The sequence below is a fragment of the Mucilaginibacter flavus genome (genome assembly GCF_030409315.1).
GTDB lineage: Bacteria > Bacteroidota > Bacteroidia > Sphingobacteriales > Sphingobacteriaceae > Mucilaginibacter > Mucilaginibacter flavus.
In genome coordinates this window covers 1-20,279 of sequence record NZ_JAUFPS010000079.1, presented here as the reverse complement: position 1 = coordinate 20,279, position 20,279 = coordinate 1, and the positions used below count along the sequence as shown (strand labels likewise).

Genomic DNA, 20,279 nt, shown 5'->3' with positions numbered 1-20,279 from the left:
TTGCTCTCGCAAGCACCCTTCCGTTTGGGTTGGCAAAGGTAGCAATCCTTTCCGCTTTTCCAAAACTTTTTTTCGTTTTATTTCTTTCGAAATTTTAAAGTTCTGAACCCGTTTCCTTCATAACTCCCGTCCTCCGTAGCGGGCTGCAAAGGTAGCAACCTTTTCTTATTTCCGAAATTTTATTTGAAGTTTTTTTTCGAGGCTTTCGTTTTGCTTACTCTCCTAATCCTCTCTGCAAAAACCCCTATCTTCAATAACCTTTCTAAGAACAAGCCCCGCTATCTCGTTTGCGGGTTGCAAAGGTACAAGCTTTTAACATCCGAGCAAACTCTTTTTAACACTTTCTTAATAGTAAATCGCAATACCCTTGGTATCAATGAGAAAAAATTGCTAAGGGAGGCTTAAACATGCGCTTTTACTGCTATTATTGGTTGGCTACCGGTTCGGCGGCAGCCTTTTTTGGTATCCCTACTCTAAGCAATTCCTGCGTAATATTGCGGGTATAAGCTTTAATTTCTTCCTGGAACTCGTTAATTGATGCTCCGGAACGGATTTCTTCCAAACGTTTTTCCCATGTACCGGTCAATTCGGCCTGGGCTATTTTCTGATCTTTAACTACAGTATATACGTTAAGCCCGGTTTCGGTGGGCACCAGGTTCTTCTTCTCACGGATGATATAGGTTCTTTTTATCAGCGTTTCTATAATAGAAGCGCGTGTGGCAGGCGTACCAAGGCCGCTATCCTTCATGGCATAGCGCAATTCTTCATCATCTATTTCCTTGCCTGCGGTTTCCAGCGCCTTTAATAAGCTGGCTTCATTATATAAAGGCTTAGGTTTAGTTTGCTTTTCTAACAGGGCTTTATTAATTACCGGCAGGTTCTCCCCTTGTATTACTTTAGGAAGGGCCGCGTTTTCCTCGTCTTTTTTCTCTTCGTCGGGCTCGTTAAAAACTGCACGCCAGCCTGCCGAACCTATTACTGTACCACTCGCAGTAAATTTTGAACCCGATTGAACAACTATTTTAGTGATCTCCTTGATACATTCCTGGTGAAAAGCTTCCAGCATACGGCCGGCCACCATATCATAAACGGCCTGGTGATCCTTAGATAACTGGTAAGGCTCCACTCCTGTTGTTAATACAGCGTGGTGGTCTGTTACCTTTTTAGCATTAACACTCCGCTTATTCAACTTTTGCCCCATCAGGTAGGTGGCTTGCTTGCCAAAATCGGGATGATCTTTCAGTTTTTCAATCAAGGCCGGTACTTCTGCAAAAACATCATCACCTATATATCTACTACCAGTACGCGGGTAAGTAACCAGTTTACTTTCGTAAAGGTTTTGCAGTATGCCCAGTGTTTGATCGGCCGTAAAACCTTTGCGCTTGTTGGCTTCCTGCTGTAAACTACTCAAGTCATGCAACAAGGGAGGCGGTTCTTTACGCGGCTTGGCTTCCACACTCAGAATGTGACCGCCTGTGGGAAAACCAGCGGCAACGTCTTCTACCTTATCTAATACGGCTTGTGCTTCTTCTTTTGTTTTATAATTTTCTGCAGATATGGCTCGGAAAGCCTGTCCATCCTTATCGGGCTGAATAGCTACCTGGTAATAGATCTGCGGCACAAAGTTTTTATTCTCCAGGTAACGGGAACAAATCATGGCCAATGTTGGCGTTTGCACCCGCCCTAATGACAACACCGCACGGTTACCCGAAGATAAACTTAGTGCCTGCGTGGCGTTCATGCCCACCAACCAGTCGGACTGTGAGCGGCAGTGTGCCGAGTTAAAAAGTGTATCGTAATCCGTCCCCGGTTTAAGGTTACGGAAACCTTCTTTAATTGCCTCGTCGGTTTGCGAGGAAATCCAAAGCCTTTTAAATGGCTTTTTACATTTAAGATAGTAATATATATAGCGGAAGATGAGTTCACCCTCCCGCCCGGCATCCGTAGCCACAATAATTTCGGTGGCTTCGTCAAACAGTCCTTTAATAATATCCAACTGCTTTTTAACGGATGGGTCGTCAATCATCCCCTCCTTACTTTTAACCTTACGGATAGAAAGCTTGAATTTATTGGGTAACATGGGCAGGTTTTGCACATTCCAGCCGTAGTAGCCGTACTCCTGCGGGGCGGCCAGTTGCAGCAAATGCCCAAAGGCCCAGGTAAAGGTGTAGCCCTTACCTTCTATATAACCATCCTTTTTGGTATTTGCGCCAAAAACTTTGGCAATTTCCCTGGCAACGGATGGTTTTTCGGCGATAATAACTTTCATATAACAGGGCGAAAGTAGCAAACATAGACAGGCGGGGCAATAATTGTGGAGAAATGATTACCACGATTACTGCACCTTATTTAAAATTCGATAACAAGTGTAACAGGAAACATTAGATAATTTTTGAATAAAAGATGCTAAACACTCTCATAAGTTTTATACCCAAATTGAGCTAATACAATAACCACTTCAAATAAGTCAATTTTATTGGGGCGATGATAATTCTTCAATCCATTTTTTTAAAGAAGATTCGCCAGTTGAGTTATGACGAGCACTATTTCAGTAGATTTTTCAAGAAAAATTGCAGTATTACCACCCAGGAATATCGGGAAACAGTAGGATTTGGGAGAAATGAAAAGTGCAACGCTATTATGGTTTAAATACAAAAGTAGCATTTTTTGCCTTTGGTTAGCTTTGTTTATAAACACCATCGGCTAACTAACTCAAGGCTTTAATGCTCACCCTTCTTTTCTTTCGTAACTTGAGTTAATTATACTACACATTTTTCCTTTTAGTATTTTCCCAAAGTTTTTTACTTACCACCTCATCTATAATCTGCTGCCGGTAATTACGGCTGATAGGGATACGATGGTTTTGAATAAATATTTCGTTACCTTCTATACTTTCAATTTTATTAATAGATACGATGTATGATTTATGCACCCGTATAAATAGCTGGCTGTTCAAATTTTCTTCGAGGCCGCGGAGCGAGAGTATCGTCATGAATTTGCCTTTTAGCGTGTAAATGTTCACATAGTTTTGCATCCCCTCTACATAAAGAATATCGGCGAAAGGTATTTTTTCGTACTTGTTGCCGCATTTAATAAAGCAATAATCTTCATCTGCTACATTGCTTTGCTGCTCTCCCGCCGGTTTAGTTAATAACCTGTAATAATCGCGGGCTTTGCTCGATGCTTTAAAGAAGCGCTCAAAGGTTATTGGTTTAAGCAGATAATCGAGCACATTCAACTGAAAACCCTCCAGGGCGTACGAAGGGTACGCCGTTGTAATTACCACCATTGGCGGTTTTTGCATAATTTTTAAAAACTCAATGCCGTTCATTTTTGGCATCTGGATATCTAAAAATATCAGGTCGATAGGTTGTTTATCTATCAGCGGCAATAATTCAAGCGGATTTTCACACACGCCGGCCAGGGCAAGGAAATCCAATTCCCTCACATAACTGGCCAGGCCTTCGCGGGCCAGAGGCTCATCATCTACAATTACACAATTCATCATAGGTTTATAAATTCATGCGCCGGGCTAAGGTTAACTTCGGCCAATTGCAATTCCAGCTTTACTTTAAATTCTTCTGTTGTTTGATGGATGCTTAATTGATGTTGCCCGGGATACAGCAAATCTAACCGGCGCTGCACATTTTTTAAACCGATGCCTCCGTAATGGATAGCCTGCCGCGAATCGTTATCGGCCCTGCTATTGGCAATATCCATTTTCAAGGTCATGCTATCAACCAAAATATCCATCTTAATCCAGTTAGGCCCGTCTTTATGTTTAGATACATGCTTAAAAGCGTTTTCTACAAAAGTCATCAGTATAAATGGCGCTACACCCAGGCTTGATGAACATCCTTCATCAATATTAAATGTAGTTACCAGGTTAGGACTTTGGCGTAATTTTTCGAGTCCGATAAAATTTTCGAGATACGCCATCTCTTTATTTAAAGGGATCACACTATCGTTTGATTCGTAAAGCTGATGCCTCAATAATTCTGAAAACTTAGCCAGCGATGCGGAAGCCATATCCGGGTTTTTATGAATCAGAAAAAAAATAGAATTGATGCTATTGAACAAAAAGTGTGGATTAAACTGGTATTTGAGAAACTTAAGCTCTGTTTCCAGTTTTTCCTTTTCTAAAAGCCGCTGCTTTCTTTGTGTTTCTATCCAGTTTTTGGCCAGCTTTATACTCATAGCCAGGGTAGTTATTGCCAGGGTATACCTAAAAGGTTCTTCTTTAATTAGCTCATAAAGATTTTTGAAATTAGTTGTAAAGCCAAACGATTTTTCGACGGTGCTGCCAGCAAGCCAGGCACTGATATAATAACCCGGAACAATTAAAACAGAGGCTACAATGATACTTAACAGCAGGTACGTTAAATATATGGCGTATCGCCCGGCAGCAAGGTATTTTGGAACAAGAAAATAAAGGTTAAGATAAACGGCGAAAGTCGGGAAAATCACATAAAAAAAGCTTTTGAAAAAATAAACCGACAAAAACATATGTTTGGCAGCTTCGGTAGCGCTATCTACTTTTAAGGCCCACAACAAATAATCATACACTATCCAAAACGGGATGTGATACAATTTGTACCTGATGAACCAGTTTTGTTTTGATTGAGCAAAAGCCATAAGGCTAATTTAACTCAATTGACTGATATTTAAACCTGTTGCAGATAAACGGCATCAAATAATTGACCAAATACAATCTACGGCTTACATCTGGTAATTTCGTGCATTCCACATCAGTTTATAACCAAACACCTTGTATTTGCGCATTTCGTCAAGCAGGTACTAACACTCATCAATCACTTTTTTTCGTGTGTAGCAATCGCGGTTCTTTTGGGTAAAAACCAAAACCATGAAAACTTTGATCATCTGTGCATTGTATACCTTTCTTATTGTCAACAGTACTTTCGGTCAGGTATCGGGCCGTGTTGGTGATGTTGACAGCAAACCCATTTCTTTTGCTACTGTGACCTTATTAAGATATGCCGATAGTACAATGGCAAGTTCCGCTATGGTAAGTGATACCGGCACTTTTCGCATTGAAAATGTAAAGGCAGGAAAATATAGGTTGCGGGTAAGAGCCATTGGCTATCAGGTTTACCAATCGGAAGTTTTTGAAATAGGTGTGGGCCAAGCCAAAGATCTGGGCAGGCTGATTATGAAACAAGCCGGTACCCAGCTGGGCGAAGTGGTGATTAGCGCGAGTAAACCACAGGTACAGCAAACAGCCGAAGGCCTTACCGTAAATGTGCAAAACAGCATTATGACTCAAGGAAGCTCGGTATTAGATGTATTGCAGCGATCGCCCGGCGTTATTCTTGATCAGCATAATAACACACTGTCTCTTAACGGCAAAACCGGCGTATTGGTAATGATGGATGGCCGGCTGATGCGAATGTCGATGGAACAACTAATCACTTTTTTAAACAGCATGAGCGCCGATAACATTACCAGGATTGAATTGATGAACACGCCACCTGCCAAATATGATGCTGAAGGAAATGCAGGCATCATCAATATTGTAACCAAAAAGACTAAAAAGCAAGGCACTAATGGTTCCGTGACATTAACCGGTGGCTACGGCAAATACGAAAAGGCTTCTGCCGGATTCAACATCAACCATAATACCGGTAAGATAAACCTGTACGGCTCCTACTCCTACTGGCACAGTCATGATTATGGCTACCTTAACGCTGTAGGTTCAGAAAACGCGACCATAGTAGGTGGCCAGACCGATTTTAGCTATACGGGTATCAGCAAGCCCATTGGCAATTATAATGATGGTACCGTTGGTGCAGATGTTAAGTTAGATACCACAACTACCATTGGCGCCAGCTTTAATTATTGGGGTGGTGGCAGCACTAATAAACTTCATAACTACGGTTATTATTTATTTGAGAATGCCCCAACTTTAACTTATAACTCGTTTTTTAATAATACCGGTCACCTTGGTAATGCCATGGCCAATTTATATTTTGACAAAGACCTTAGCGCCGGGCAAAAGATCCGGGCCGATTTTGATTATCTGTATTATCAAACAAAATCATTATCCAACTCGCAAAGTTCATTCACCGATGATGAGGGCAAGCCCGCCGGAGGTGCAGATAGCCTTTATTCGCCCATACAGCGCGATTTTGGAGACACCAAAATCAATGTATTTATAGGCAAACTGGATTATACCAGGCAACTCAGCAAAAAGCTAAAACTGGAGGCCGGTGCCAAAGCCACCAACAGCAGTACCACCGCCAGATCTGGTATTGAGGATTTAGAAAATGGCGTTTGGGTACCCAACACCGTGGGCATGGCCAATAATTTCATTACATATGAAAACATCAGTGCCGGATACCTTACCCTTAACATGCAGCTTGACACAGCCACCAACCTGGTAGCAGGCGCAAGGTATGAGTACTCGCATAACTACACCGATAAATCTGCCGATAGCAATTACCGGGTAAACCGCCAGTTAAAACGACTTTTTCCATCCATATTTTTCAGCCATAAAATAAATGACCACGCTTCCTGGAACCTGTCTTACACCCAACGCATTACCCGTCCTTCTTACAACGACCTGGCATCTTACATTAACTATAATGATCCGGTATCGGTTTTTACAGGCAACCCGCTTTTAAAACCAACCATTACCCGCAATCTTAAATTGGGGTATAATACGCATGATTATTTGTTTTCCCTACTGGTCAGTCACGATGATCACCCCATCCTGGGTATCCAAAGCACTACCGGACCTGTAAGCGGCGTAGTTTACCTGCGCCCCCAAAATGCCGACTGGCAAAACGCTATCACCCTACAGGCTACTATCCCTATTAAAATTAATGACTGGTGGGATATGAACTACACAGCAACCGGCGGTGTAAATCAATACAAAGTTAGTTTTACGCCCCTCCCCTTTGAAAAAACTTTTTTGAGTGGCTCCTTTAATTTTACCCAGAACTTTAAATTTAAACACGGGTTGTCGGCCGAATTATCGGGCTATTATAATTCGGCATCCTATAATGCCAACTGGCACGCCTATAGTAATACCATCGTAAACCTGGGCCTAAAAAAAGAATTGGGTAAAGGGAGCTTAAAACTATCTGTTGCCGATATATTTAGCGGGGCAAGCTATCAAAGTGATGCCGGCTTGCTTGCCCGTGACGCCTTTAACACCAAGGTGCATGTGATATATAACTCAGAATCGAGGTATCAACCAATATTTAAACTAACCTATTACCGTCCGCTTGGATCTGCAGGAGGTAAAGAGCGCGCGAAACGGGATAGCGGGTCGGCGGATGAACGGGGACGACTGTAAAATAAAAAGGAGATATCCGGTTGTGAATATCTCCTTTTGTGACCTCTACTTTACAAATTTCGAACTATCTCCTACTTGATTTATGCTTATTTACTGATTTAAACTTATAACCGACCTATAAGAAGTAATGTGAACTTATATTAATTTAATAATTCGATACGCTATGGTCACTTGGTAACTACTAATCTTTGAACCTGTTAATTGATATCGCTGATGTAAATTTACTCGTTTCGCAAACTCTTCACCGGGTTCGCCATACCAGCCCTAATGGTTCGGAAACTTAGGGTAAATAACCCTGTTAACAGCATCCCCATGCCGCTAATTACGAATGTCCACCAGCTAATAGCTACATGGTCAGCAAAGTTTTCCATCCATTTATTTACTGCGTACCACGCAATTGGTGTTACGATGATAAAAGCAATTAAAATAAGTGATATCAGTTCAGTTGATAGAAGGATTACTATTTGCGCAACACTGGCACCAAATACTTTGCGTATGCCAATTTCCTTTGTTCGCTGGTTGGTAGTGTAAATGGCAAGGCCTAACAGCCCAAGACAGCTAATCAATATGGAGAAACCTGTTGCCCAGGCGAGCAGGGTTGAGGTGTGTTGTTCTTCGTCGTAAAACCGCGCTATCGTTTCGTCGTAAAAATGGCAATCAAAATCATCGTCGGGATAAGCCTTCTTCCAAGCCTTACCCATATTTGTAATCGCCGTTTTCCACTCCTTACCGCCTGCGGTTTCAGGTTTCAAACTAACATGTAACGTCGTCATTGGCCGGGGGATTGGACTGCCCGATGTTATGATTGAAGGATAAATGGTGGAATGCAGCGACCGCTGATTAAAATCGGCAACTACGCCAATAATACTAACTTTTCGGCTATCAAACCAATTCAATTGCTTTCCGATAGCTTCACGGGGGGTAGTAAAGCCTAATATTTTAGCGTAAGTATTATTAATGATGATGGCTTTCCCAGTGTCGGCTTGGGTTATGTTTCTGCCGGCAAGCAATTTTATCTGGTATATTTTGATGTAGTTTTCATCAGCAGACTTAACTATTATTTCTTCTGTTGTAATTTGCTTTTTTCCGTCGTCATAAGTCATGCGCGTCCTGTTAAATGCATCAGCCGAAGGTGGGTCGTTACCTAAACCCACAAGGGCAACCTGCGGCATCAACCTGAATTCGTTCAGCAGTACCTCGTTTGTGCTGACCTTACTGGTTTGCCAGGGCGTATTAATAAGCAGGATAGCATCTTTTTTAAATCCGAGATTTTTATGTAAGGCGTAATAAATTTGTTGGCTTACCAAAATGGTAGCCATTATAAAAAACTGGGCTACAATAAACTGCGAAACCGTAAGCGACTTACGGAGCCACGCATTTCGTGTTTTATTGGTATTGTCCTGCACCTGTTTTTTTAGCACCGTTACCGGCTTGTAACCTGATAATACCATTGCGGGATAAAAACCCGACAAAATAGTTATCACAATGATCAAAATCAGCAGGAAGAGTATGATACTCGGCTGCAGAATATTTGCATGAATATCGGGGGATATAACATCGGCAAACATTTTTAAAATAACCGGCGCAAGCAATACCGATATGCAAACCGCAAAGGATGTTATAAAAAATGTTTCACCTAAAAACTGAGCTACTAATTGTATGCGGCTACTGCCCAAAGTTTTGAGTATCCCGATTTCTTTTGCTCTTTGGGCGGCCTGGGCTGTAGTTAAATTCACATAATTGATACATGCCAGCAGCAATAAAAAGATAGCGCTGGCCAATAATCCGTAAAGTGTTGTTTTGCTGGCTGGCCATGAGAAATTAAAAATATTGTAGTCGGGATTGAAGTGAATATCATCCAGTGGCTGCAAGGCCAGATCCACGATGGGTGCAGGCATTTTTTGTTCGGCACGCGGTGGATTACTTTTCTTGAAAATGGTATTGATCTGTTTTACCACCCCGGGGGCCGGAGTACCCGGCGTCAGCTTTACAAAAACCTGTGATGCCCAAGAGATTCTTTCCCAATTCCTTATATGCAGATCATCAGCTAAATGCTTATTAGCTGTGGCGGTACTAAAGGAGATAAAATCGTGAAAGGTAAAGTCGCTATTTTCGGTAAACGTTTCAACTATACCACTTACTGTTGTCTTAAGGCTATCATATACAACTACTTTACCAATCATTTCATGATAGGATAACGACGGAAAGTAAAGCCTGGCTTGTTGGGATGTTAACACTACCTGGCCGGGCGCATCAAGCGCATGTTGCGATGGGCCGGCAAGCCACTTATAATTAAAAATTTTAAAATATTGCTGATCAACAAGTGTTATCCTGTCCGGGTCTTTGAACCGTTTTTGTGCATTTTTATCTTTGTCGATATAGACAAAATGAGGTGATAGTGAATATACCGGCGTAATTTCCTCTATTCCCGTAGCCTGGCTTTTAATCGCCTCCGCCAGTGGGCCAGGGCCGCCACTCAAATGGTTTTTATGTCCCTGAAATGACATGTTCATAACAACGCGGTAGATCCTATCACTGTCTTTGTGAAATTTATCAAATGTAAAATCGTGGAGTACAATAAAGTAAATAGCCAGGAAAGCGCTTAAGCCGATGGATAAACCAATAATATTTATCAGTGTAAATAGCTTATGCCTCCAAAATCCGCGGAATGCAATTTTAAAATAAGTTTTAAACATATGGTTGCCGGTTAATTTTTCATGTGCCCACCCCGCAGGGTTTACATAGTTCAATATTAGCGGCATAGGTTGGGTAAAACCTCTCAACTTATAAGATGGGAGAACTTTTTGCAGGTGATTTTTATATTCCAGAGGGGTTTTACCAGTAAACTGCTTAAAAATGCGATGAAAGCTACTTTGTGAATTAAAGCCCGATTCATACGCCATACCAAGAAGTGTGATATGATCATAAGAGGAATCCTGCATTTTGAGTGCAATCTCGCGCACACGGTATTCATTAATAAAATCGTTGAAGCTTTTTTTGAAAACTGTATTAATGATCCGGGATACTTCATGAGTATGCAATCCGAGTTTTTCGGCAAGTGAGGCCAGGTTTAATTCCGCATCCCGGTAATATCCTTTCTCTTTGACTTCCATTTTTAACCAGGAACCTTTTTTCTTCAGACCTGCCGGTAATAATGGTTTTACGATAATATCCGTCTTCTCAAGAGTTTCTGCTTTTAAATGGCTCTTTGCAGCGATCCAAATGATTACGGATATGAAAAGAAGGTACAAAGGGAAATAATACTGTACTCCTGATTTATTATGGTAATAAAAATAGTTAACAGCTGTAAACGGTATCCATAGTAACCATAGCATACCGAATGTGGTAAGCAAGCGATCTAACCATAATAGATCGTTCCGGTGACGATCGCTCCCCTGGAATTGTCTTTCCCGGTAAAAACAGTCAATTTGTACATGGCATAGATACAAATAGATGGCAACTGACAGAAATGCGGATAACTGCAACACATAGTTGAATTTGTCATCAATGAGATCGCCGGTATTTATGTTTTGTATTGCTGTAAATGTATGAATGCTTAACTCGGCTACTAAGGGGATGAAGTGAAGCAGATCTTCACGACGGAAGAAATACTTTGGCTGAGTGATCTGACGCACGTAAAAGTAGATCAAAGGGCCAAAAGCCATTAAAAAACGCAATGGCAAATGGTTCCAGATTGGACTATACTTTGCAAAACCAGTATCAGTAGCCAACAGCCTTATTGTCCACAAAGCAATAACAGTCATCAAAATAGCCAACCAACGGTTAGCACTTTGGTTAGGCTTAGGAGCTATCCATAAAAAGAGAGATAGCGTTAAGCTGATAAATACGGAGCCCAAAAACGCGATGTCGTAAAAGGTAATATGGAGTGTAAAGGGAATCAAATGAGTTTAGGTAAATGTCGTATTCCCAAACCTAAGAAAATGCTGTTATAAATTCAAAACAACCTTCTTATTGCGCGGACGTAGTTAAATCAAAAACATTCTTTGATCCCTAAACATAGGGCATCGTTTGATTTGATCTGTTTATCGTTTTTAGGTATGGCTAAAAAAACCATTTTAAACAGAAAAGGCGCATTTTCATGCGCCTTTTAGCTATAAACGTCGACCTGTTGGGTGGTCTTTGTGATCCCGCTGGGATCATTTGTGATCCTGCTGGGAACTAATTATATGCCATTAGGTGCCTAAAAAGCACTTTTTATCATTTTAAATCAAAACAGGGCACCACTTTGGGCACCAATTATTTTGACATAGTTTGAATAGCTTTAAGAAAGCTCGCAATCCCATGACAAATATACTGCACGTTGATGACTCAACAAAATAATTCTTCAAAAGAATGCTAAAATGGGATTCAGTATCGGTTCCGTACACTTAGATTGATTCTTATGCTAAATTTATATCATTTCCAGAAATGCCGGCCTTATAGTTTAATAAATATAAGCTATTATAGAGGGAAGCGGCAAAAGTTCTAGCTTTTACACCGATATAGAGGCCGTAATTGATGCAAAAAGTATGGGTTAATATAGTTTTTCTTCTAACAGGTCTTTTCGAACAATAAACCCTTTAAGATTATCTGAGTAATCACTTACGATGCGGTTAAATTGTTCAGGATTAGTTTCAAGATATTGCTGCCTAGCTGTTGTGCGGATTTACCTGAGCAGCCTATCTATCTGCATTATACTTCGTTCGAGTTTGTAAACAGACTTTTCAAAATGCCACATATAGATTGTATAGTTAACACGATGATCAACGGCCGCCTTGACGACACCGACTTCCGCGTTCTGGAGATCCTCCAGCAGGATGGTCGTATGGACGCCACCCAGGTCGCCGCTCCCCATGCATAAAAGCCCTACGCCCGTGCGCTAGCACATCCGCAGGCTCCTGGAAGATGGCTATATAAAAAACCTTTGCCGCCATCCTCGACCGCGAAAAGATCGGGCGGCCCGCACTCATCGTCACCCACGTCCAGCTCGAAAAACAGACCATCCCATTGCTCAATGAATTTGAGCAATGGGCGGTGGCCATGGAAGAGGTTCAGTGCTGCCTCCACGTTTCCGGCGAATGGAACTTTATTCCCCACATCACCGCCACTACCCCGCAGGCCTATTTCCAGTTCCTGATGGCAAAGATCAACAGCCTGCTTAATGTCGCCCATACCGACAGCTGCTTTGTGATGAAGGAATGCAAAAGCGGCTGTCCGCTGCTGTTGTGACTGCTAACTGCAAACCCAACGGCATACACCGGAAGGCGTACAAACCCGACGTAATTTGTTGGGTGGGACACAAGGCGGCCCTTGGGGCCCTGGATCACCCTCGGTAAAGTGGATTTTTTGGATGTTCAGATCCGTCAGATTGTGCTTCTCCTTTAAGGCTTCGACATCCTGGAAGAAGGCCTCAATATTGGCATTGAGTGCTTGGTGAGTTTTGGCAGAAAGTTTTGGCATGGTTGCTATTATTTAATGGTTAACGTGACTACATCACTGATATTGGTTTTAGCCCCGGACGCGTCCAGAACGGTCACCGTTAATAAAACAGGCGTTCCTGAGGACAGGGTAGGGACACCATAGATCGCACTGACCTTCGAAGTGCCGTCCGAGGTCGTTTGCAACTGGCGGAAATGTCCACCCGTTACCCCCAGGTTATCTTCGAACAGTACCTTAACCCCTTTGGAGGCATTCCCACCTTTCGCACCGCTGATTTTGGCCGTCAGGGTATCTTCAGCCGCATAATTAGCCGCTATCCCAAGTGAGGATGGTTCCAGGTGTATCTTTGCCGGCGCGACATTGTTAGCCTGCACAGTCGCAGTTTGCTGGTAGTCGCCGTTGATACTGGTAGCCTGTGCGGCAGCGGTGATCGTGATCTTCGTTTCCGAAGAAGGCGCAGTCAGCGTAGCCACCGCCACGATCTGGCCGTTCTGATAAACCGCAGGGATGGTAACTTTACCATTAGCGCCCCCTGCCCAGCTCCCCGCAGTCGTTGTAAAAACCACATTTCGTTTATCGGCAGCCGCCTGGTCGGTCATCACTGCAGTCACCGTGACCTGGGAGCTGCCATCGGCATCTATACTCGTCGGGCTGACACTCAGCGAAGGAATAATATCAGCTGTCTTTACTTCTTTTTCGCAGCCCGCGCATAGCACCAGCAAACAAAGGATTGTTAGGTGTTTTCTCATTTCATTATCATCGTATAAATATCCTTCAAGTTCTGGATAAGGTCAATATCCACCGACAGTGAGGCGTAAGGCGCAAAGCATAGTCCCTTACCGGTGATCACCGGGTTGTTGGATGTTCGTCTCAGCCATGCCGTACCAAGCGAGAATTTAAAGGCACGGTAAAACCGGTATCCGAACCCAGTCAACAACGTTGTATTATTGAACAGGTTATCAAAATCGGTATTGGAATACGTCCCTGTTGTAAAACCCAATGTCATCGAGAAATGCTGCCATCCGGAAGCCTGGTCGACAATATGATAATCAGGGCCATTGACCAGATCTGGCTTCAGACCATGCGGCAGCGTTTCCTGCCGCATGCTTTTGTTGATCGGCCGGAAATAAATATTGACACCCCAATAAAGCTTCGGCAGAAAAGCCGCTTGGTTACGGTAATTCCAGGCATTCATAAAACTCAGCCCCAGGTCCAGGGTAAAAATATTACTCCCTTGCGTCTTGATATCCTTGGCATAGGTCGTACCCACAAGTAGGGAAACCTCCGCCAAATGAGCATCAGCTTGTATGGCTTTGTTCAGCTGCCCGAAGTATTTTTCAATATGGTCCTTATTGGTCTTTAACTGGGCAAGATCCGCCGCTATCATCGCGCGCACTTGCAAAAAAGCCGCACTATTGTCCCTGGCCAGCAGCGACCGGCAACTGTCGTCCAGCGCCTCGAATATTGAGATACTCTGTTTCAGGTTTTTGATCCGCGCTCCGTAATCCTCCGGCGCGGCCTGGTCCGTCGACACCGTGTAATCAGCTGGCACGAACCCCTTGAACAGCTCCGTTATTTTATGGTCCAGAACCACCCTGGTTAGCTTACAGCCGTCCTTGTAATGAATGCGGTTTTGTACAAACCCCATTTCCAGTCGATTGATCTGGATCATGTCAGGTAATATGCCATCCGGGAATTGCGTTGCATCGTGCAATTGCACATAAGCCGGGTGGAAGGTCGCGACAAAGGCCGCCCGGTACGTGTCAAAATCGTAGGAAAAAAAAGACAGGTTAAAAACGCTGTCATAGGTCGCATCTTCCAAGTCGGAAAATTTTTGTCGGGCGTCCGCATAGTTTCCTGCATACAGCAATTCATTAACTTGATAAAGCAATGCGAGGTTAGCTGTACCCAGCGAGCGCGTTACCGCGATATCGAATTCAATGGACGGCTTCAAAGGCACAAAATAAATATCCAGCGTGTCCCCGTGTGCATACTTGTTCAGCTCAACATCAGGCAGGTTGCTCGGTTGGCCTGTTGAGTCCTTCACGTCCGCTTTCAGGTCCCGGATACCATTTTTAAAGATCGCTTCATAAGCAAAGACTCTTTTGATGCCCGCCGTATTGAAATGGATGACGCTGAATGTAAAACGCTGGTCGAAAGGGATATCAACCTTGGTCTCCGGATTTTTAAAGTCATAGACGACCTTGGCATCCGAGTAACTTTTGTCGGATTTTATGGCAGAGGGCTTATCCTGCGCCAGGGCGCTAGTGCCAACACAAACCAATACAGCCGAAAGCAAAAGGAAGCGCCGGGATGCTGCGGCGTAATTTCGATGGATAAGGTATATCATAAACATAAGGAATAAATAGGCCGTAAGTTTTTAAGTGCACATTTGTACTGATCTCCGGTTTTTATGATTCGCACTAAGATTTCTTCTTCTTTTTAGCTGGCGGATCGATCCGACTGAGCAAACTGTTAATAATCGATAGGATCATCTCTGGTTGCAACCGATCCGCCATCGCAATAGCCAGATCAATGGCGACGATCTGGCGCCAGAGATAGGTCATATAGGATATCAGCCCCGTCAACGAGATACCCATACCGCCAAATACAGCCGCCAGCGCTTTGGCGTTATCCAGGAAATGGTAGACCAGGAAAATACTCAACCCGAAAACCACCAGCAGCATGCTGACATTGATCCAGAGGAATACCCGATTCCGTTCGCTCACCGCTTGCAGCGGTGCTTTAAATGCGGTCATTGGCAGTGGTTCGTCACCGGCTACCTGCCGCGTGTCAAACTCATTCTTTAATTTCAGTAATACCTTCTTTAACTCATTCATGGTCATTTTTTATTAAATCTGAGATCGTGGCGACAAAACAATCAATATAGTTCATCTGATGCCTTCTCAGGTTCCGAATCACCTGCTTATAAACGAGCAGGCTTTGCAGGATCGGCACCACGACATCATAAGCAATCACCTGGTTGGACATGACCCGTTTCAGTTCATCCCGGATAATCACCGCGTTACAAACCGACATATCCAGGATACCGTTGAAACCAGCCGGAATTAACCCCGGAAAGCTGGTTTTGTTGGCTATCCCATCGAATAAGCTGACCTCATCACCGGACTTACTGTAATGGGCCATCAGGGTGAATACACTGTAGCCGGAGATCTGCCCAAAATCTGCTGCCCCGAATCCATAAATAACCCTTACACCATTGTTTTCAATAAACTGCAAGTGCCCGGCTAACTTCGAGGCAAATCCGGCATACTTTTCCCAGATCGCCTGGTCATTGAGCATCTTTGTATCCCGCTCATAAAGAAAGCGGACATAGTTCCCCGGTGGGCCATTATGCAGCAAGCGCAGGAAATCCGCTTCGCTCAGCGGATAACTGCAACCTGCCACGCAATCTTCCGGCCGGGTGATGGATAGGGCTTTCAAAGGCGTCATATTGATTTTTTTTATAGCCATTTGGTCTGTTGTTTTTAGAAATATCCAGCCCAGATACTGTGATGCGTACCATTCTCACCGGTATATCATTATCTTTCAATTCCTTGCGCAATTCTGTAGCGAGGTCCTCCTCGGGGTGCCCGCGCAGTTCCTTCATGACATTCCTGATAATCGTTTTTACTTTCTCCAGGCGACTCTTCAGCGTGCCATCGACCTCCACAGTAAGCTCGCCGTTTATTCCGCTGCCAACCGTCGGGCTCCCCAGTTTATGGATCGGAAATTGCAGGTCCCAATCCTCGTAAAAATCTTCTTCCTTAAACTCCGGCTGCAGGGGAAACTCACAGTTATTGCTCGTAAAGCGAATAGCCGGCTGGCGGGTTTCCTGCATGACCAGCCGTTTGATCTGGTGCGTCCGGACAATGCTCTGGCAATCTTCCGTGGTCAGGCTTTCCCCGAAAACACAATTTTCTTTTTGTAGATCCGGCAGGTTTTCCACTGCTTTGTTCAGTCCGCTAACCGGCACCAGCTTGCTGTTTACGATAAACAGATCCGGGCTGAGCTTATGGATAGTCGCATAACCCCGGATAGGCACCTCGCGCGCCAGCGACAAGTCGCCCAGTTGCAGGATGGTCGCTTTTTCCGGGCTGAGTAAGATAAGCTGACCGCCTACAACCCGGGAGTCTCTGATGTAACTATAGTCATTCACCTCCATGATCCGCTTACTGAGCTTATCCAGGTAGGGCTGATCCGCAGCGTTGATCCCGAAGCCGGGTGATAAGTGCAGATCCTGCCGGATTGCCGACACCAACCGGATGTATTCTTGCGCTGTAGCATGCGGGTGCTCGCCCAGGAGCGGGTTGAGTGTTGATTCATAGGTGGACAATAAATGCGTTACTGGCGAATGATCCAGACTTCCAGTTTCCGGAAAACCGCCCGCGTGCTGGAGCTGTTTGATCACCTCTGCCCGAGGCTCCGCACCGAGACGGTAGAGTGCCCTTAAAGCGTATTCTTTAGTTGCAGAGATATTCGCCGCGTCCGCTTCAATGCTATTTTTAAAATCCGTTGGTGTTTTTGACCCATGTTTGGTCTTATAATCCTGTTCAGCCTGGCGAATGGCCGCCCGGTCTGCACTTTCGTCAAGACCGTATTGGTCTTTGATCACTTTTCTTTCGTTCGCAAGGTCGCGTGCTTCTTCTTCCAGTTCGAATGACATGTCCACCCCGGGTCTTATAGATCTTAACCTGCGAAAATCGGCATCGGCCTTCAGCAATTGCGACGCAGTCGGGTTCGGTCCGGCCAGCAAGTCCAAATGCTGATAGATGTCCAGCTTCACGCTCTTTTCGCGTTGCTGTTTTACCCTTTGCAAGAGTGCCCGCTCCAAGCCTGCTTCTGATTGCACATGGTGACGAGCCCGGAACGACTGGTCAGCGCGCAGGAAATCCGCCTCGCTAAAACCCGGTTGTAATAGACCATCTGTCATATAGACCTCCTGCTGCTTCCTTCGGTGCCACAATTGCTCCTGCAAGTCGAACTGTTCCCTATTCCCCTTGAGCGCATTGCTGATCAAAGCGGAAGAGGCACCTTTGCTGTCTCCGGCGACATCTCCGACCATGGAAGGGCCGGTAGTTTTAATTTTAACCGGCAGGCCCGATTTATTAACGAAATTAAATCGGTCATAGTCATTCCCTGTCAATTCGATATAACCCTTATCCAAAGCCTCCTGCAAGGTCATCGGCGCAAAGTTGCCCACCGTAACTGAACTATGGCCGTCTAAATGCACCGACTTATAACCAGTCAGGGTTTCCGGTGCCTCCCGAGCGTGGTCGTAGCAAAATGAACTGATGGGTGCAGAGGCTTCACCGGCCCCCAACGCGAGATCTACAGCGTTGAAGGCTAGCCGTTGGAACCCCGATTCCTGGGCGAAGCCGGATTGATGTAGGAACATCAATCCCGTCATCAGTACGATCAACCTGAGTGTGCTTAATGGTTTCATAACTATTATATTATGGTATAGAGAAAAAACTTTTCGGACCGCATCAGCTACATTTGGTGCGGGAAAACCACTGATCTCAGGCAGCATCATAACCATGATACGCCCTTTGCTTTTTTGCCCTACGCGGGAATACAAGAAGTGCAAAACGCCCTACGAATCCGCACGGTAAGTTATACCTTTATCGAAATATCCTGTTTTTTTGCAGCCGAATTGCCTGCCCGGTAGGTCTATCCGAAGCCCGGCGGGTAATAAATCTTTTTTGAAATGGTTTGCTGCAATGAAGTACATGGTGATAAGGGCAAAAGTATAAGTTAAAACAATCAACAAATTGACTTATGATACTGTTTGTTAATGTGTTATAAATATAATAATAAATTACAATAAGTTGTATACCGTATTTTTACCTTTTTTTGCAAATAAAACAGGTGCTTTGTTTTTTTGGGAAATGATTTATTCAATTATCAAAAAACTGCGGTTTTGCATAGTATTATCGGCAAAAAAACATGGAGCAGTAGATAACAAAAGAGGCTGCCCGCAATGGACAGCCTCAAACCAACATTAGCTAGCCAGCCAAGTCGCCTTATTCAAAGAAATTTTTGAAACAACTTTGCGTTGATCGACGCTTTGTGCGGCCCGCGCTGTAACTCTTGTCGTAACCGCTGCGGTTGCGGTTGCTCCGATTGCTTTCCAGGAACGAAGTATTGAAAATTCCATCACGCTTCGGAGGACGATAAGCCTTGTTATTCCTCCCGGCATTGTAACCATTTTTGCTAAAACTACTCATGTTATTTGTTTTTTTAGTTTGGAAATTAATTTAGAACTATCATGCATTTCGGTTTTGGCACCATCCGCCCGTCTGTTCAGGAAGCTTCCCCCTGATTACCACTTATTGTTTTTTTAATTCATATTGTCTCGTATATTTAAAAGCTAAATTATTAGCCTAACTGTCTGACCCATCGACAAAGTAGGGACAGCTATAGGGACAAACCGATCACGTATTTATGGCCAAAGCAACACCGATCAACATAGCGGAACTCTATCTTTTGAAGGCCATGATTAGCCGGCAGCTTACTGGTGATGCACGAAACCTGTTAACGACTGAAATCCTGGCCGCCCTACCAATGGATACCAATTATGTTTGGAAACTATTTGGCAACGGCAAGGGCACGCGCCTGAATGTCCGGCCTTCCACCTATGATCAGTTCGTTAAGCAACTGGAAGGTTTCGGGTTCCGCAACTACAAGGATTTCGCGGAAAGGTATGTGGGCGAAGAACAGATCATGCACTATAACAAAAAGCGCTTTGAAAAACTGGAACAATACGGGAGCACCTCGGAGCTCCGGCTTTGGGCACAGGAAAGAGCCAATCAGCTTTTCGGACAACTTACACCCGTAACCGACCAGCAGCAACTGGAACATGACCTGGCCAAGCTCAAAGCACTTTATCAGCAATACCAGCTCAACCATGGCTGTCAGCTCGCCAATGAGGTCGTCAAACGCTTCCCCCTACACCCCGGAATCATTCGATGGTGGGCACTGTTTCATAACCGCACCATGAACTGGAAAGGGGTCAGGAAAGCACTGCTGCCGAGACTGGAGAACGCAGACCACGAACTGCGCAGCGTTTGCCACCTGGCCATCTTTGAAAGCTATCTTAATAAATTTACCAGGGAAAAGAGCCAGGCGGCTTTTCAGAAGCTACTCAAGGCCAAACACCAGCATCTCGACCAAATACCCGGAAAAGAGGACAACGGCCATTATCATTACTTCCTGGCCAGGTTCATAGAAGAAGAATGGTGGATGTCTCCGCCGGCTAAAAGAGAATCCGCTATGCCGCTGCTGGTCCAGGCGATCAATAGCATCGACAGGTCTATTGATTTATACCAATCGGCCGCCTCTGGTTACCAGGCCATGGAACACCAGCCCTGGTGGCTGCATTGCCACCGCTGCATTTTGTTAAAACTAAGCGGCCACGATAAATTTGAGAATTACCGGTGGAGATTCTGTTGAACTTGACCACCACATTCCGGCGCAAGCTGACCACCCATTCCGGGCGAAACTGACCAGTGCATTCCGG

At 44.3% G+C, this 20,279-nt stretch carries 13 protein-coding genes; 4 read left to right on the top strand and 9 right to left on the bottom strand.

Annotation, left to right across the window (positions count from 1 at the left end; all coding sequences use genetic code 11):
- Positions 1–424: 424 nt before the first annotated feature.
- From QWZ17_RS24150 to QWZ17_RS24140, 3 genes are all read right to left on the bottom strand, one after another.
- Complete coding sequence (locus tag QWZ17_RS24150) at positions 425–2,269, bottom strand: DNA topoisomerase 3 (protein WP_290307894.1); 1,845 nt, start codon at positions 2,267–2,269, stop codon at positions 425–427.
- A 495-nt stretch (positions 2,270–2,764) separates the two neighbouring features.
- A complete protein-coding gene (locus QWZ17_RS24145; protein ID WP_290307893.1) occupies positions 2,765–3,508 on the bottom strand; it encodes a LytR/AlgR family response regulator transcription factor in 744 nt (247 codons plus the stop codon).
- On the bottom strand, positions 3,505–4,635 hold the full coding sequence (locus QWZ17_RS24140) for a sensor histidine kinase (protein WP_290307892.1): 1,131 nt from the start codon (positions 4,633–4,635) through the stop codon (positions 3,505–3,507). Before QWZ17_RS24140 ends, QWZ17_RS24145 begins: the two co-directional genes overlap by 4 nt.
- A gap of 229 nt (positions 4,636–4,864) precedes the next feature.
- On the opposite strand from QWZ17_RS24140, the gene QWZ17_RS24135 reads away from it, so the two are divergent.
- Positions 4,865–7,318, top strand: a complete 2,454-nt coding sequence (locus QWZ17_RS24135; protein WP_290307891.1) for a TonB-dependent receptor domain-containing protein — start codon at positions 4,865–4,867, stop codon at positions 7,316–7,318.
- Between the two features lie 221 nt (positions 7,319–7,539).
- Here QWZ17_RS24135 and QWZ17_RS24130 read toward each other — a convergent pair whose 3' ends face one another.
- A complete protein-coding gene (locus QWZ17_RS24130; protein ID WP_290307890.1) occupies positions 7,540–11,220 on the bottom strand; it encodes an ABC transporter permease in 3,681 nt (1,226 codons plus the stop codon).
- Positions 11,221–12,077: 857 nt separating this feature from the next.
- On the opposite strand from QWZ17_RS24130, the gene QWZ17_RS24125 reads away from it, so the two are divergent.
- Positions 12,078–12,179, top strand: coding sequence for an Lrp/AsnC family transcriptional regulator (locus QWZ17_RS24125; protein ID WP_290307889.1), 102 nt, complete (start codon positions 12,078–12,080; stop codon positions 12,177–12,179).
- 71 nt (positions 12,180–12,250) lie between these two features.
- A complete protein-coding gene (locus QWZ17_RS24120; protein ID WP_353959530.1) occupies positions 12,251–12,547 on the top strand; it encodes an Lrp/AsnC family transcriptional regulator in 297 nt (98 codons plus the stop codon).
- A 239-nt stretch (positions 12,548–12,786) separates the two neighbouring features.
- Here QWZ17_RS24120 and QWZ17_RS24115 read toward each other — a convergent pair whose 3' ends face one another.
- The 5 genes from QWZ17_RS24115 to QWZ17_RS24095 form a co-directional block, all read right to left on the bottom strand.
- Entirely contained in the window at positions 12,787–13,506 is a 720-nt protein-coding gene (locus QWZ17_RS24115) for a hypothetical protein (RefSeq protein WP_290307888.1), read from the bottom strand.
- Positions 13,503–15,107 (bottom strand): hypothetical protein, encoded by a 1,605-nt coding sequence (locus tag QWZ17_RS24110; RefSeq protein ID WP_290307887.1) that lies wholly within the window; start codon positions 15,105–15,107, stop codon positions 13,503–13,505. Before QWZ17_RS24110 ends, QWZ17_RS24115 begins: the two co-directional genes overlap by 4 nt.
- 73 nt (positions 15,108–15,180) lie before the next feature.
- Positions 15,181–15,597, bottom strand: coding sequence for a DUF202 domain-containing protein (locus QWZ17_RS24105; RefSeq protein WP_290307886.1), 417 nt, complete (start codon positions 15,595–15,597; stop codon positions 15,181–15,183).
- Positions 15,590–16,210: a hypothetical protein gene (locus QWZ17_RS24100; protein WP_290307885.1), complete on the bottom strand. Its 621-nt coding sequence runs from the start codon at positions 16,208–16,210 to the stop codon at positions 15,590–15,592. The genes QWZ17_RS24105 and QWZ17_RS24100 overlap by 8 nt, the downstream gene beginning before the upstream one ends.
- A complete protein-coding gene (locus QWZ17_RS24095) occupies positions 16,110–18,203 on the bottom strand; it encodes a hypothetical protein (protein ID WP_290307884.1) in 2,094 nt (697 codons plus the stop codon). Before QWZ17_RS24095 ends, QWZ17_RS24100 begins: the two co-directional genes overlap by 101 nt.
- Positions 18,204–19,204: 1,001 nt before the next feature.
- Here QWZ17_RS24095 and QWZ17_RS24090 point away from each other — a divergent pair.
- Positions 19,205–20,212: a hypothetical protein gene (locus QWZ17_RS24090; RefSeq protein ID WP_290307883.1), complete on the top strand. Its 1,008-nt coding sequence runs from the start codon at positions 19,205–19,207 to the stop codon at positions 20,210–20,212.
- The last annotated feature ends 67 nt before the right edge of the window (positions 20,213–20,279 follow it).